The sequence below is a fragment of the Agrobacterium sp. V1 genome (genome assembly GCF_030518355.1).
GTDB lineage: Bacteria > Pseudomonadota > Alphaproteobacteria > Rhizobiales > Rhizobiaceae > Agrobacterium > Agrobacterium cucumeris.
Genome location: NZ_JAULSF010000001.1, coordinates 2,857,012 through 2,870,198, shown reverse-complemented (window position 1 = coordinate 2,870,198; position 13,187 = coordinate 2,857,012). Strand labels below are relative to the sequence as shown.

Sequence of the window (13,187 nt, the reverse complement as noted above, 5' to 3'; positions counted from 1 at the left end):
CTAGCCGATCCGCTTGTAAAACAGCGTCGTGCCGCAATAACGCCCATCGGGAAACAGGGCGTAATCGGGAATGACCCCGACCCGTTCCCAGCCAAGGCGGGGATAGATCGCCTCTGCATCACTGCCTGTGGCCGTATCCAGCACCAAAAGGGTACGGCCACGGGCTGCCGTTTCCTCTTCAACCTTCTGCATGAGCTTGCGGGCAAGCCCGAGACCCCGCGCCGAGGGATGCACGAGAAGCTTCATCAGATCACCGCGATGTGGCTGGTTGGGTTTGGAAGCGAGGCCCACCTGCACGGTTCCCACCACCTTGCCATCCACTTCCGCCACGACATGGATCGTGCCGCCCTCATTCGCCGCTTCCGCCACGGCTCGCCAGAAGGGCTCTGCATCCTGCGGAGAAAAGGGCAACATGAAACCAACGGATGCGCCGCCATTGACGCAGGCGGAAAGGACTTCGCAAAGTTCCGGCAGGACGTCGAGCGTCTCTTGCCCGTTCAGCACGCGGATGGTGGCCATGAAAACTCCTCTGGAAAAAATCAGCGCTGTCTTTGGTCCAGCACGACAGCGTAACGGGCGGGCTTTTCGGAAGGATTGTGAAAGACATGTCCTTCACCGACCGGCATGAAAAGGCAGTCGCCGGGCTCCATCAGATGCACCGTACCGCCGCTCGTCATCTCCAGAACGCCTTCGAAAAGCCAGACATATTGCGTCATGCCCCTGCTTGCCGCATGCGGCGGAAAGCCGACACGCGCACCGGCCGGAAACTCGACCTCGACAATATCGACATCGGAACCGACGCGCGGTGGGGAGATGGCGCGGCGGACATAACCGGTTTCGGGATCTTTCCAGAGCTGCTGGTCCCGCTTCTTTACCAGCGGGGAAACAGCCTCTTCGTTTTCGGCGAAGAAGCCGGAGAGCGACAGGCCCAATGCTGCGCAGATGCGGGCGAGCAGCGACGCCGTCGGGCTCGCCTCACCCCGTTCGATGCGCGAAATCATGGCGCGGCTGACACCGGATTCAGAGGCAAGCCGATCCAGTGTCAGGCCGTTTTCGGCCCGCAACGACCTGATCCGCTCACCGATTGAACGTTCGAGAATATGATCTTCGTTTTCCATCATATGAGACTATAATTCCCATATGATGGAGTCAATATCCACGATAGTGGAAACCCGATTACCGTCGGATGGCCATTATCGCGGGAACAATGAAGGCTTCAGGCGCCGACCTGGGCAATCCAGTCGTTCAGATTATAGTAGTTTGTTACTCGACTAACTTTTCCATCCTTCAGGTCAAAGAAGGCACCGGCGGGCAGGACGTATTTCTGGCCATCAGCTTCCGGCAATCCCTCATCAGTCTTGAGATATTCGCCATTGACGGTGAATTCCGCGGAGGCACGTTTACCGTCTGCGCTCGCCATGATCACCATGTCGGTGAGGTTTTCCTTATAGCAGCGGTTCATGTGGTCCATGAAGGAGGCAAAAGCCGCCTTGCCGGCCTGGCGTTCGCCCTGATTGATGTCATGCACCACCTCGTCATGAAGAAGCGCCAGAAAGGCATCCATGTCCTGTCGGTTGAAGGCATCGTAATAGGCGCGGATCGTCTCGGCTGCGGTCATCGTCTTCTCCGTTCAATGCTTGCGCGGGTTTTCCATGACGGTATAACCAGCGGAACCGAAAGTGAAAATGCCCATGACCGTCGAAATCAAGTCTCTTTCCGGCATTGACGCCGCACCCTATTTCGATGATCTCGCACGGCTGCGGATTACGGTGTTCCGCGCCTTCCCCTATCTCTATGATGGTTCGGTGGAATATGAGCGCAAATATCTGGCCACCTATGCCGATACGAAGGGCGCTGTTTTCGTGCTGGCGCTCGACGGCGGGCAGGTTGTCGGCATGTCCACGGGCATGCCCATGGCGGCGGAAACCGACGAGGTGAAATCGCCTTTCCTGGCGGCCGGTTACGACCCGTTGCAGCTGTTTTATTTCGGCGAAAGCGTGCTGTTGCCGGATTATCGTGGTCACGGCATCGGCGTGCGGTTTTTCGAGGAACGGGAGGCCCATGCCAGCCGTCTCGACTTCGACTGGTGCACCTTCTGCGCTGTCGAGCGGCCTGCGGATCACCCGCGCCGCCCGGCAGATTACGTGCCGCTAAATGCCTTCTGGGAAAAGCGCGGCTACCGCCACCACCCCGAGCTGCGCACCAGCTTTACCTGGCAGGATATCGATGAGAGCGTCGAGAGCCCGAAACCGCTGTCCTTCTGGATGAAGAACATCGCCGCAGGAGATAGAAACCGATGACCCGCCTCGCCGCCAGCCAATATGCCATCGAACTGATCGAGACATGGGAAGCCTATGCGGCGCATCTTGCCGCCATCGTGCGCGAGGCGAAAGAAACGGGTGCGGAACTGCTGCTTCTGCCGGAATATTCGGCCATGGCGCTGACCGGGCAATTACCGCCCGAGGCGCGGTCGGATCTGCATCGTTCCATCGAAGAGATACAGCCGCTTATTCCTTCCTGGGTGGAACTTTGCGAAGAGCTGGCGCGGCAACATCAAATCCTGTTCCAGCCGGGCAGTGCGCCGGTGAAGGACCCGGACGGCAAGTTCCGCAACCGGGCATGGCTGTTTGGACCGGACGGGTTGATCGGTTATCAGGACAAGCAGATCATGACCCGTTTCGAGCGGGAGCAATGGAACATCCATGCCGGTGCAGAGGGTCTGAAAGCCTTCGACACGCCAGTCGGCAAGCTCGGCATCCTCATCTGTTACGATAATGAGTTTCCCATGCTCGGCCGCAGGCTGGCGGAACTCGGCGTGGAACTCGTTCTTGCCCCCAGTTGCACCGACACGCTGGCCGGCGCTTACCGGGTGCGCATCGGCGCACAGGCGCGGGCGCTGGAAAACCAATATGCCGTGCTCTCCTCTCCCACCGCAGGCGAGGCCCCATGGTCACCTGCCGTCGATGAAAATCGCGGCCGTGCGGCGCTTTACGTGCCGTCCGACTATGGCATGCCGGCATCCGGCATCGTTGCGGAAAGCGACAGCGATGCGGTGACGCACAGCACGTTATTGATTGCCGATATCGATCTTGCCGCTGTCGCAAGACTCAGAACCGAGGGACAGGTGGCCACCCGTCGCGACTGGCCGGAGCAATTTGCGATCTAAAAAGCCCATTTTAAAGGGCTTTTAACCAAATTCCCGCTTTGCGGCATGAGAAGCCCCTGCTATAGCGCGGAGCATGAGCACAAATTCGACCCGCACGCCCCTGGACCATATCCGCAACTTCTCGATCGTTGCCCACATCGATCACGGCAAATCGACGCTGGCCGACCGGTTGATCCAGTCGACGGGCGGCCTTGCCGAACGCGACATGTCGGAACAGGTTCTCGATTCGATGGATATCGAGCGCGAGCGCGGTATCACCATCAAGGCCCAGACCGTGCGCCTGCACTATAAGGCGAATAACGGCGAAACCTATGTGCTGAACCTCATCGACACCCCCGGCCACGTCGACTTCGCCTACGAAGTGTCCCGCTCGCTTTCGGCCTGCGAGGGTTCGCTGCTCGTCGTGGACGCATCGCAGGGCGTGGAAGCCCAGACGCTTGCCAACGTCTATCAGGCGATCGACAACGATCACGAGCTGGTGACGGTGCTCAACAAGATTGACCTGCCGGCGGCCGAACCCGACCGCATCAAGGAGCAGATCGAGGAAGTGATCGGCATCGACGCTTCCGACGCCGTGATGATTTCGGCCAAGACCGGCCTTGGCATTCCCGATGTTCTGGAAGCCATCGTCAACCGCCTGCCGCCGCCGACGAGCGAAGTTGGCGAAAACGGCCCGCTGAAGGCACTGCTGGTCGACAGCTGGTACGACACCTATCTGGGCGTCATGGTTCTGGTACGCGTCATCGACGGCGTGCTGAGCAAGGGCCAGCAGATCCGCATGATGGGTTCAGGCGCGAAATACGGCATCGAGCGCGTTGGTGTGCTGACCCCGAAGATGGTCAATGTCGACAGCCTCGGCCCTGGCGAGATCGGCTTCATCACCGCCTCGATCAAGGAAGTTGCCGATACTCGTGTTGGCGATACGATCACCGACGACAAGCGCCCGACCGCGCAGGCCCTGCCCGGCTTCAAGCCGGCACAGCCCGTGGTGTTCTGCGGTCTCTTCCCGGTCGACGCGGCGGACTTCGAAGATTTGCGTGCGGCGGTGGGCAAGCTTCGCCTCAACGACGCCTCCTTCTCTTTCGAAATGGAATCGTCTGCCGCTCTCGGCTTCGGTTTCCGTTGCGGCTTCCTTGGCCTGCTGCATCTTGAAATCATTCAGGAACGCCTTGAGCGCGAGTTCAATCTCGATCTCGTCGCCACCGCACCTTCGGTTGTCTATGAAATGACGCTGACTGACGGTACCGAGAAAGAACTTCACAATCCGGCCGATATGCCCGACGTGGTGAAGATCAAGGAAATTCGCGAACCGTGGATCAAGGCGACGATCCTGACGCCGGACGAATATCTCGGCGGCATCCTGAAGCTGTGTCAGGACCGGCGCGGCCTGCAGACGGAGCTGACCTATGTCGGCAACCGCGCGATGATCACCTATGAACTGCCGCTCAACGAAGTGGTATTCGATTTTTACGACCGGCTGAAATCCATCTCCAAGGGTTACGCCTCGTTCGATTACAACATCATCGATTATCGCGAAGGCGATCTCGTCAAGATGTCGATCCTCGTCAATGGCGATCCTGTCGATGCGCTTTCCATGCTGGTGCACCGCTCGGCGGCCGACCGGCGTGGGCGCGGCATGTGCGAAAAGCTGAAGGAACTCATTCCGCCGCACATGTTCCAGATCCCGATCCAGGCGGCCATCGGCGGCAAGGTCATCGCCCGCGAAACCGTGCGCGCGCTGCGCAAGGACGTGACGGCGAAGTGTTATGGCGGCGACGCGACGCGTAAGCGCAAACTTCTGGACAAACAGAAGGAAGGCAAAAAGCGCATGCGCCAGTTCGGCAAGGTGGAAATTCCGCAGGAAGCGTTTATCGCCGCCCTGAAGATGAACGACGAATAAGCAGCACTGATACTGCATCGCTATTGGAGGGAGGCTTATAGCCTCCCTTTTGCGTTTGAAGCGACATGGTTAGGTATGCAGCTTTGCGCCCTTGGTGATTTTGTCGACGATCTTCTTGTCCGCCCGCAGCGCCATGCCGACCACCCTGGCATTATCAGGAGAAAATTCCGAAAATACCTGACGGTTGGCGACATCGTGCCCGGTCGCGAACATTTCCTCAATGTAGAGTGATGTTGTGACATCGCGCTCGAGGGATCGCTGATGGATCTTTCGGAGCACCTCCTGATCGGTGGCCATGACAACGATCGGCTGGATGGACAGGGGATTGTAGACGTTGCCCGCACTATCGCGGTATGGTTCCCCGATGATCTCTCCGGTCTGGGCGACAATCCCCGACATGAGAAATGCAGTAACGTTCAGTTTTTGCCACACGGCAAGGTCATCACGAAGGATGACGGCGATCTTGGTATCAAACATGCGAACTCAATCTGGCTGTGGTTACGAAAGAGAAGCAACCCTAGACCCTTCGCGCACCGTCGATCTTGAACGTTCGTGCAAATTCGAGGGGATCGTGCAGGCGCCCGCAAGCGAGGGCATAGAACGCATCGAAGCACGCTTTCATGGCAACGCCTATGCGCCGCATCGCCATGATACCTATGCGCTCGGCGTCACGCTTTCCGGCGTCCAGACTTTTTCCTATCGCGGCACCTCGCATTTCAGCATGCCGGGAAATGTCATCGTGCTGCATCCCGACGAAGTGCACGATGGCGGCGCAGACACGGATGAAGGCCTGCGCTACCGCATGCTTTATCTTCCGCCTGAAAAAATCGCACAGGCGGGATATCAGGCGCTGCCCTTTGCAAAAAATCCCGTTATCGAGGACGCCGCGTTCCGGCAATGTCTGATCGAGGCGCTCGGCAATCTCGAGAGCGAGCCGGACAATCTGCTCCTGACCGACTGGCAATCGAGACTGGCGGATCTGCTTTCCAAACATTCAAACGGCAGCGCTACAACCATCAAACGGATTGACCACGCCGCCGTTTTGCGGTGTCGGGACTATCTGCTGGAGAACAGTGCCGACACTGTCGGTGCAGAGGAGTTGGAGCGAATAAGCGGGCTCGACCGCTTTACGCTCTTCCGGCATTTCCGTGGCCTGCTGGGAACCAGCCCGCATCGTTATCTCATCATGCGGCGACTACAAAAATGCAAGGAGATGATGCGGGCCGGTGCCAGCCTTGCTGAAACGGCATTTGCCTGCGGGTTTGCCGATCAGGCGCATTTCACCCGGCATTTCAAGAATGCCTTCGGCATGCCTCCCGGACGCTGGCTTAGCCTCACCTCCAGCTGATCATTCCGGAAACAGGATTGACCGGTGCGCCGCGGCACCTGTCATGGCACCATCGCCCACCGCAAGGGCGACAGAGCCTGCCGGCCTTGCGACATCACCGCAGGCAAAGACGCCGCGGACCGTGGTCTGTTTCATGGCATCAGTCACGATGCTCGATCCCATGGGCCCCTCCTCCACGGAGCAGCCGAGTTTTCCGATCCATTCCGAGGTGATCCGCAGTTTCGGCTGGGTGAAAAGACCGGCCAGCGCAATGCTGCGGCCGTCGGCCAGAACGACATCCGCATGTCCGGCAATTTCCGCGATACGGTCTTTTTCCACCCGGACACCACGGGCAGACAGAAGTGCGGCCTGATCCTCATCCGGCACGAACATGCCATTGGTAAAGAAAGTCGTCTCACCCCAGTCCAGCAGCATCAGGGCGTGATGAATAGCCATGGGTGAAGCGGCAATGACACCGATTTTTCCCTGATCGAGTTCGTAGCCATGGCAATAGGGGCAATGAAAGACCGAAGAGCCCCAGCGCTCTTTCAGCCCGGCTATGTCAGGCAGCTGATCGGTAACGCCCATGGCAAGGATCAGCCGGGCCGCACTTTCGCGGCGGTGACCGTCGATCTCAACGGCGAAATCGCCAAAAGACCCCTCGGCGCCGGTCACGCTACCCTCCGCCCACGCTATCGTCTGGTAACGCTCGATCTGACGTCGCGCTTCGGCGACGATCTCGCCCGGTGCCTTGCCATCCTGTCCAAGAAACCCATGGGAATGGCTGGCAAAACGGTTCCTTCTTTTACCCGCATCCACAACAAGAACGTTTTTTCTGGCGCGGCCCAGCTGCAGGGCGGCGGATAGACCGGCATAGCTGCCGCCGATGACGATGACGTCGAATTTCATGATGCACCTATCGTTCAAGACCGGGCAGGAAGCGCCCGCTTATTTTCACGATACTTATATTGTTACGTGATTTTTCGAGTCAAGGGTCACGCAACTTATATTGTTACGTCACTTCGGAACTGATAGCGTGGCGAAAAACAAATGGGCTTGCGCAATGAGACACGACACGCGCCTTTCAAGGGTGCTGCATATTCTGATCCATATGGAAAAACACGAGAGAGCGGCGACCTCTGAAAGCATCGCCGCCATGCTGCAGACCAATCCTGTGGTAGTGCGCAGAACCATGGCGGGCCTGCGGGAGCATGGTTATGTCTCATCGGAAAAAGGCCATGGCGGCGGCTGGGTCCTGGCGCGACCGCTAAGCGAAATCACCCTGCTGGATATTTACCGGGCACTCGGCGCACCGGAGCTGTTTTCCATCGGTCTGGCGGGCGACAATCCGAACTGCGTTATCGAACAGGCAGTCAATGAGGCCCTTTTTGACGCGATGAAAGAGGCGGAAACCATCCTCCTGTCCCGCTTTGGGAGCATAACGCTTGCAGCGCTGGCGAAAGAATCGATCGCCCGCTGGTCCAAGGTGTCCAATAGCCCATCGGCGATGGAGCAGCTCTAAACGCGAAAGCTGATTGCACCCACGAAAAAACCGCCTGCCCGAAGGCAGACGGTCTTATCATGTCAGTCAGCCCATTACGGCTGGGTCTGAGTACCACCCGTATTCGGGCTTGCCGGGGCCGTGTTATTTGCCGGCGGCGTTGCCGGGGCAGTCGGCGCCATGGGTGCCGGTGCCTGATCCGTGGCCGCAGGCGGCGTGGTGGACGATGTCGTGGCCGGATCGGTGGTCGGGCCGCTCATCTGCGACCAGGCAAAAACACCCACCAGCACGACGACGATGATCGCCAGCCACGGTACCCAGGACGACGAGGTCCGGGCAGTCGGCTCATTGCTGATATTCAGTTCCGGACGAAGATCGCGGTCCGGGCGCGGGTTGTTGGGATCGAATGTCATGGTATTTCTCCTCTTCACTCTGCGGAGAAAACGGTGTTCACGCGATTTTGTTCCGATTCATCCCCATGCCTTCAGGGCAGGCGGTGATCGGCCGCCTCCCGGAGCGCATCCTCCAGCACCGTCATGGTCTGCGGACTGCCCATTTGCGATACATTGAAACGCATGAAACTGGATGCATTCTGCGAGGAACTGAAGACGTTGCCGGGTGCCAGAACCACCTGCTGCGCAAGCGCGTGGCGCGCCACATCGCCCGCATCCACTCCGTCCGGCAGACGGCACCATAAAAACATGCCCGCCTGCGGCTCGATCCAGGGCACACATCCGATCGACTTCAGACGTGCCGCCGCCTGCGGCATCACCGCCGCAAGGCGCAGTCGAAGCGCCTCGACATGCTTGCGGTAACTGCCATCCGTCAAAAGCGACAGTACCAGCGCCGCAGAAAAATGCGCTCCACCGAAAGCGGTGGCGATCTTGAGATCGGTCAGCGCTTCCACCCATGCCAGAGGTGCCGCGATGAAACCGCACCGCACGGAAGCCGACAGGGTTTTTGAAAAGCTGCCGATCTGGACAACACGGCTAAGACCATCAAAAGCAGCCAGCCGCGGTGCCGCCTGTGTTTCGAAATCGGCAAAAATATCATCCTCGATGATGGTCAGCCCCGCCTGTTCGGCGAGCATCAACAGCCGATGGGCGGTAACGGCGGAAAGTCTGGCGCTGGTCGGATTATGGATCGCGGAATTGGTAATATAAAGACGCGGCTGGTGTTCCTTCAGCGCCTGTTCGAACAACGGCAAGTCCGGCCCGGTTGGCGTGTAAGGCACGCCGATGACCCTGACGCGGTGCGCGCGCAGCAGCGCATGGAAATTGAAATAACAGGGATCGTCGACAATCACCGCATCCCCCGGCTGCAGCAGGAAACGGCAGAGAAGATCGATCGCCTGCGTACCGGAATCGGTAAGCATGATCTGGCCGGTGCCCGCTTGTACCCCGTGTTCCGCTAGCCTGCGCGACAGAAGCTGGCGAAGTTGCAGCAGCCCCATTGGGCTCGCATAATCCGTCAGCAGGGCAGTATCCGCACGGGCAAGCCCCCGCATCGCCCGCCGCAGCGCCTCCTCCGGCATCCATGACGCGGGAAGCCAGCCGCAGCCGGGCTTGGCAAGGACGGAGGCCTCATCCAGCGCCTGCCGGGACACCCAAAGGGGATCCACCGCCCTGTCCAGCCGCGGCTCGATATCGGCCAGAGATAACGGCGCAAGCGGACCCGCCACAAAAAAACCGGAGCCGGGACGCGAACCTATCGTGCCATCAGCCACCAGGCGGTCATAGGCTTCGACGACGGTGGAGGTGGAAACCTGCATCGCCTTTGCCAGCGCCCGCACCGAAGGCAAACGTGCGCCCGGCACAAGGCTGCGCGCGGCGATTCGCTGGCGGATGCTCGCCATTACTTTTTCTATGCGTGTTCCGGGCTGCATGCCTGGTGGGGGCTCGATGCGCGTGACGGGAACAACCTGCTCGTTCAAACCGCTCTCCATCCGTACTGGGACATCAACCATAACAGTTTCTTGAAATTGTATACGACTGTTGCTGTTCCTGCCAGTCGTTCCGGATCAAGAAAGCAAAATGCAGGAGATGATAATGGACAAGACGACAAGCGGCTGGCTGAACGGCCTTATCGGCGTGGTGATATTCAGCGGTTCGCTGCCGGCCACACGTATTGCCGTGACCGATTTCGATCCGGTGTTCCTGACTGTTGCCCGCGCCAGCATTGCCGGCATTCTGGCACTCGCCCTGCTGTTGCTGTTCCAGCAAAAACGCCCGGCGCGGAACGATATGACATCGCTTTTCATCGTCTCGTTCGGTGTGGTGGTGGGTTTTCCGCTTTTGACGGCGCTGGCGCTGCGTCACGTCACATCAGCGCATTCCATCGTCTTCGTCGGGCTATTGCCGCTCGCAACCGCCGTCTTCGCGGTGTTGCGCGGTGGCGAACGTCCCCGCCCGGCCTTCTGGCTGTTTTCCTGTCTGGGCAGTGCCCTTGTGGCAGGTTTTTCACTGTCGAACTCGCTTTCAGCCGGAGTTGGGGCTTCGCTTGCCGGCGATCTCCTGATGTTGGGCGCGATCATCGTCTGCGGACTGGGTTACGCCGAGGGCGCCGCTCTGTCGCGCAAGCTGGGCGGCTGGCAGGTCATCTCCTGGGCACTCGTTCTCTCACTGCCGGTGATGCTGCCGCTTGCCTTTTTCACCGGACCGGAAACGCTTGCCGGCATCGATCCGCAGGCTTGGGGCGGCCTTGCCTATGTGTCGCTGTTCAGCATGTTGATCGGCTTCATCTTCTGGTATCGCGGGCTGGCGCTCGGCGGTATTGCCGCTGTGGGCCAGCTGCAATTGCTGCAGCCGTTCTTCGGGCTGGTGCTTGCAGCAACGCTGCTGCATGAAGAGGTGAGCCCTGCCATGATCGGGGTTACGCTTATCGTAGTGCTTTGCGTTGCGGGTGCCAGAAAATTCGCGCGCTGACACCCGCCCGGATCAGCTTGAACGGCGGTCGATCCAGCGATGCCATGCGTCTTCGCTGCCGTTGAAGACATTGAGATCGATACGGCCATCGACACCGTGCGACAGGCCGGAGCCGGAATATTGCCAGAACAGCCACTTGCGGCCGGGATAGACCACGGATGGATGCTGGGCGACGGCGCGCAGCCAGAAGGGATAGTCCTGGAATTCGCCCGTGAGGTTGTCCTTATAGAAATCAGGTGCCGTATAAATGATCGGCCGCTGTCCGTAGTGACGCTCAAGCTTGGTCATGAAGACGCGCATCTTTTCCAGCACGCGCTCACGGGAATGGCGCATCTTGCAGCTCGACTCGCCGTTATATTCCACGTCGATGACAGGCGGCAGCGCATCGGGATCGCGCGGCACGTTGCGAATGAACCAATCCGCCTGCTCGCTGGCCGAGCGGCACCAATAAAAGAAGTGATAGGCGCCGCGGCGGATACCTGCTTCCTTCGCACGCTGCCAGTTGGTGCGGAACATCGGGTCAAGATGATCGCCACCATCCGTCGCCTTGATGAAAGCGAAATTGGCGCCACGGGTGCGCAGCTGCGGCCAATTTATATTTGCCTGCCAGCGGGAGACATCCACACCGTGGACCTGAAAATGGCGCGGCTGAACGCGGCCGAAATTGATTGGCTTGGCATCGCTGAAACTGGAGCGGAAAATACGCGAGCGGATTTGTGCGCCGACGCCCGCTGCCGGGGCGGCGGCCATGGCCAATTGCACCGGGCGCTCCATTTCGCGAACCATCGGGCGCTCCGCCGGCCGCACCATTCCCGCCTGCGATGGCGTTGGCAAGCCGATTTCAGGCGCATTCTGAAGCATGGAGGCTTTTGGAGTGACGGCGGAAAAGGCCTTGGGCTCTTCAGGCACCGGCCCGCCCCATGCCAGCACTTCCTGCCGTGGCTGGGCGGTGATGGCCTGCGTGCCAACACTTGCCTGCGGCACGGGTGCCGAAGGCGTGACCGAACTCGTCGTCTCCTTCGAAGGCAGGCCAGCCACCAGGCTTTCCGGCCCGGAACTGGTGCAGCCACCTAACAAAAGGCAACCGAAGAAAAGTGCTGGCACAGCCGATGATCGCATGAGAACCCGTACGCAAAACAAATCGGGGGCACTCAAACGCCGCCCGGAGACCTCGAAATACAATTGCTAACGGAAGATTATCAAAAAAGACTGAATCTTATCTTTACGCCGGCACCTGCCAATGCGCCTGTCATTTCTGGCAGGCAACATGCTTCGAGTTCTCACAGGGCGGCAAAAATCAGGCCGTCATGGTGGTCAGATCGACAGTATCGGCACCGGGAGAATTTTTCTTGATCGACTCGATCGCATGGACGGCCGAGGCCTTGGCCTTGTACCCTTCCGAAGAAAACATCGTTTCGCCGTTGGATGCCTTGAAGCGAAAACGATATTCGCCAGCCTTGTCCTGATAAATCTCAAATTTATACATGCTCTTCACATCTCCTTGCTGATGATGGTGAAACGACCACGACCCTGATCGCCCTCGTTAACAACGAAAATAATCCGCTTAAATGAGCCGCACCCAGGCACGCGCAATTTCCAGACCGGCTGCATCGGCCATATCTGCGCGCCTGCCGCGATGGTCGCTGTATTTTTCCAGCCAGCCGGGCGCCATTTTTTCGACCGATGCCGGGAAGGCCTCGCACCAGCTGTCCACCACAGCGGTGGATGCTTCGAAATGGAACTGGGTGCCATAAACCGCCCGGCCTAGACGGAAGGCCTGATTTCGCGTCGCTTCATTGGTTGCCAGCCGTATTGCACCCGGCGGAAGCGTGAACGTATCGCGGTGCCACTGAAAGATGGGGAATATTTCATCCAGCCCCGCCAATAGCGGATCGGATACACCGTCTTCCGTCAGCGATACATCTTCCCAACCGAATTCAGGCGGGCCGGAGAGAATATTTTCTCCCCCATAAGCGCGCGCCAGCAACTGGCTGCCAAGGCACACACCCATCACGGCCTTATCGGCATCGCCAAAGGCTTTCATCAAAAGCGCAAGGTCTGGAAGGTAGGGATAAAGCGCGTCATCGAGGGCGTTCTGCTCACCGCCGAGAACGATGAGCGCATCATGTTCACCGGCACCCGTGGGAAGAGGCTCGCCCGCATAGGCGCGGATGACACGCAAGTCCGAACCCGCCTCTTCCAACGCAACCCCGAGCTGTCCGTGCGGCGTGCCCGCCATGTTTTCGATGATTGCAACGCGCATACGGCCTCTCGATGGTGCTGAAAATTCAAACGACGCATTCGCCTGTCAAATTCAAGCTTCACCATGAGAAAAACGGATTTTCAAGAGGCATGAAGGGTGGCGGGGC

General features: G+C 59.1%; 16 protein-coding genes. 6 read left to right on the top strand and 10 right to left on the bottom strand.

Features of this window, described 5'->3' with window-relative positions; all coding sequences use genetic code 11:
• The 3 genes from QSV77_RS13775 to QSV77_RS13765 form a co-directional block, all read right to left on the bottom strand.
• Complete coding sequence (locus QSV77_RS13775) at nucleotides 1-519, bottom strand: GNAT family N-acetyltransferase (RefSeq protein WP_271360550.1); 519 nt, start codon at nucleotides 517-519, stop codon at nucleotides 1-3.
• 20 nt (nucleotides 520-539) lie between these two features.
• Entirely contained in the window at nucleotides 540-1,118 is a 579-nt protein-coding gene (locus QSV77_RS13770) for a helix-turn-helix domain-containing protein (RefSeq protein WP_193559519.1), read from the bottom strand.
• A 98-nt stretch (nucleotides 1,119-1,216) separates the two neighbouring features.
• Nucleotides 1,217-1,618 (bottom strand): ketosteroid isomerase-related protein, encoded by a 402-nt coding sequence (locus QSV77_RS13765; RefSeq protein WP_142840843.1) that lies wholly within the window; start codon nucleotides 1,616-1,618, stop codon nucleotides 1,217-1,219.
• 73 nt (nucleotides 1,619-1,691) lie between these two features.
• On the opposite strand from QSV77_RS13765, the gene QSV77_RS13760 reads away from it, so the two are divergent.
• The 3 genes from QSV77_RS13760 (at nucleotide 1,692) to lepA (ending at nucleotide 5,066) form a co-directional block, all read left to right on the top strand.
• A complete protein-coding gene (locus QSV77_RS13760; RefSeq protein WP_302733810.1) occupies nucleotides 1,692-2,300 on the top strand; it encodes a GNAT family N-acetyltransferase in 609 nt (202 codons plus the stop codon).
• Complete coding sequence (locus tag QSV77_RS13755) at nucleotides 2,297-3,166, top strand: carbon-nitrogen hydrolase family protein (protein ID WP_302733809.1); 870 nt, start codon at nucleotides 2,297-2,299, stop codon at nucleotides 3,164-3,166. Before QSV77_RS13760 ends, QSV77_RS13755 begins: the two co-directional genes overlap by 4 nt.
• Before the next feature lie 61 nt (nucleotides 3,167-3,227).
• On the top strand, nucleotides 3,228-5,066 hold the full coding sequence (lepA, locus tag QSV77_RS13750; RefSeq protein WP_161991328.1) for a translation elongation factor 4: 1,839 nt from the start codon (nucleotides 3,228-3,230) through the stop codon (nucleotides 5,064-5,066).
• 69 nt (nucleotides 5,067-5,135) lie between these two features.
• On the opposite strand, the gene QSV77_RS13745 is transcribed toward lepA, so the two are convergent.
• A complete protein-coding gene (locus QSV77_RS13745; RefSeq protein WP_302733808.1) occupies nucleotides 5,136-5,543 on the bottom strand; it encodes a DUF2000 family protein in 408 nt (135 codons plus the stop codon).
• A 94-nt stretch (nucleotides 5,544-5,637) separates the two neighbouring features.
• On the opposite strand from QSV77_RS13745, the gene QSV77_RS13740 reads away from it, so the two are divergent.
• The gene (locus QSV77_RS13740) at nucleotides 5,638-6,414 is read left to right on the top strand and encodes an AraC family transcriptional regulator (RefSeq protein ID WP_302733949.1); all 777 of its coding nucleotides are present in this window, start codon (nucleotides 5,638-5,640) and stop codon (nucleotides 6,412-6,414) included.
• Here QSV77_RS13740 and QSV77_RS13735 read toward each other — a convergent pair whose 3' ends face one another.
• Nucleotides 6,415-7,302, bottom strand: coding sequence for an NAD(P)/FAD-dependent oxidoreductase (locus QSV77_RS13735; protein WP_302733807.1), 888 nt, complete (start codon nucleotides 7,300-7,302; stop codon nucleotides 6,415-6,417).
• 154 nt (nucleotides 7,303-7,456) lie between these two features.
• On the opposite strand from QSV77_RS13735, the gene QSV77_RS13730 reads away from it, so the two are divergent.
• Nucleotides 7,457-7,915 carry an Rrf2 family transcriptional regulator gene (locus QSV77_RS13730; RefSeq protein ID WP_142840838.1) on the top strand — a complete coding sequence of 153 codons (459 nt, stop codon included), beginning with the start codon at nucleotides 7,457-7,459 and terminating at the stop codon, nucleotides 7,913-7,915.
• 74 nt (nucleotides 7,916-7,989) lie between these two features.
• Here the strand turns inward: QSV77_RS13730 and QSV77_RS13725 are convergent, their stop codons facing one another.
• The gene (locus QSV77_RS13725; protein ID WP_142840837.1) at nucleotides 7,990-8,307 is read right to left on the bottom strand and encodes a hypothetical protein; all 318 of its coding nucleotides are present in this window, start codon (nucleotides 8,305-8,307) and stop codon (nucleotides 7,990-7,992) included.
• A gap of 71 nt (nucleotides 8,308-8,378) precedes the next feature.
• Nucleotides 8,379-9,779, bottom strand: a complete 1,401-nt coding sequence (locus tag QSV77_RS13720; protein ID WP_302733948.1) for a PLP-dependent aminotransferase family protein — start codon at nucleotides 9,777-9,779, stop codon at nucleotides 8,379-8,381.
• Nucleotides 9,780-9,942: 163 nt separating this feature from the next.
• Here QSV77_RS13720 and QSV77_RS13715 point away from each other — a divergent pair, with 163 nt between their 5' ends.
• Complete coding sequence (locus QSV77_RS13715) at nucleotides 9,943-10,818, top strand: DMT family transporter (protein ID WP_302733806.1); 876 nt, start codon at nucleotides 9,943-9,945, stop codon at nucleotides 10,816-10,818.
• Between the two features lie 12 nt (nucleotides 10,819-10,830).
• Here the strand turns inward: QSV77_RS13715 and QSV77_RS13710 are convergent, their stop codons facing one another.
• From QSV77_RS13710 to QSV77_RS13700, 3 genes are all read right to left on the bottom strand, one after another.
• Complete coding sequence (locus tag QSV77_RS13710) at nucleotides 10,831-11,937, bottom strand: GH25 family lysozyme (RefSeq protein ID WP_302733805.1); 1,107 nt, start codon at nucleotides 11,935-11,937, stop codon at nucleotides 10,831-10,833.
• Between the two features lie 178 nt (nucleotides 11,938-12,115).
• Entirely contained in the window at nucleotides 12,116-12,304 is a 189-nt protein-coding gene (locus QSV77_RS13705) for a YegP family protein (RefSeq protein ID WP_046799222.1), read from the bottom strand.
• Nucleotides 12,305-12,382: 78 nt separating this feature from the next.
• A complete protein-coding gene (locus QSV77_RS13700) occupies nucleotides 12,383-13,081 on the bottom strand; it encodes a type 1 glutamine amidotransferase (protein WP_302733804.1) in 699 nt (232 codons plus the stop codon).
• Between the last annotated feature and the right edge of the window lie 106 nt (nucleotides 13,082-13,187).

Excerpts from the sequence above, each read along its gene's own strand:
- QSV77_RS13775 (WP_271360550.1), bottom strand. The coding sequence starts at position 519 with ATGGCCACCATCCGCGTGCTGAACGGGCAAGAGACGCTCGACGTCCTG.
- QSV77_RS13770 (WP_193559519.1), bottom strand. The coding sequence starts at position 1,118 with ATGGAAAACGAAGATCATATTCTCGAACGTTCAATCGGTGAGCGGATC.
- QSV77_RS13765 (WP_142840843.1), bottom strand. The coding sequence starts at position 1,618 with ATGACCGCAGCCGAGACGATCCGCGCCTATTACGATGCCTTCAACCGA.
- QSV77_RS13760 (WP_302733810.1), top strand. The coding sequence starts at position 1,692 with ATGACCGTCGAAATCAAGTCTCTTTCCGGCATTGACGCCGCACCCTAT.
- QSV77_RS13755 (WP_302733809.1), top strand. The coding sequence starts at position 2,297 with ATGACCCGCCTCGCCGCCAGCCAATATGCCATCGAACTGATCGAGACA.
- QSV77_RS13745 (WP_302733808.1), bottom strand. The coding sequence starts at position 5,543 with ATGTTTGATACCAAGATCGCCGTCATCCTTCGTGATGACCTTGCCGTG.
- QSV77_RS13735 (WP_302733807.1), bottom strand. The coding sequence starts at position 7,302 with ATGAAATTCGACGTCATCGTCATCGGCGGCAGCTATGCCGGTCTATCC.
- QSV77_RS13730 (WP_142840838.1), top strand. The coding sequence starts at position 7,457 with ATGAGACACGACACGCGCCTTTCAAGGGTGCTGCATATTCTGATCCAT.
- QSV77_RS13725 (WP_142840837.1), bottom strand. The coding sequence starts at position 8,307 with ATGACATTCGATCCCAACAACCCGCGCCCGGACCGCGATCTTCGTCCG.
- QSV77_RS13720 (WP_302733948.1), bottom strand. The coding sequence starts at position 9,779 with ATGCAGCCCGGAACACGCATAGAAAAAGTAATGGCGAGCATCCGCCAG.
- QSV77_RS13715 (WP_302733806.1), top strand. The coding sequence starts at position 9,943 with ATGGACAAGACGACAAGCGGCTGGCTGAACGGCCTTATCGGCGTGGTG.
- QSV77_RS13710 (WP_302733805.1), bottom strand. The coding sequence starts at position 11,937 with ATGCGATCATCGGCTGTGCCAGCACTTTTCTTCGGTTGCCTTTTGTTA.
- QSV77_RS13705 (WP_046799222.1), bottom strand. The coding sequence starts at position 12,304 with ATGTATAAATTTGAGATTTATCAGGACAAGGCTGGCGAATATCGTTTT.
- QSV77_RS13700 (WP_302733804.1), bottom strand. The coding sequence starts at position 13,081 with ATGCGCGTTGCAATCATCGAAAACATGGCGGGCACGCCGCACGGACAG.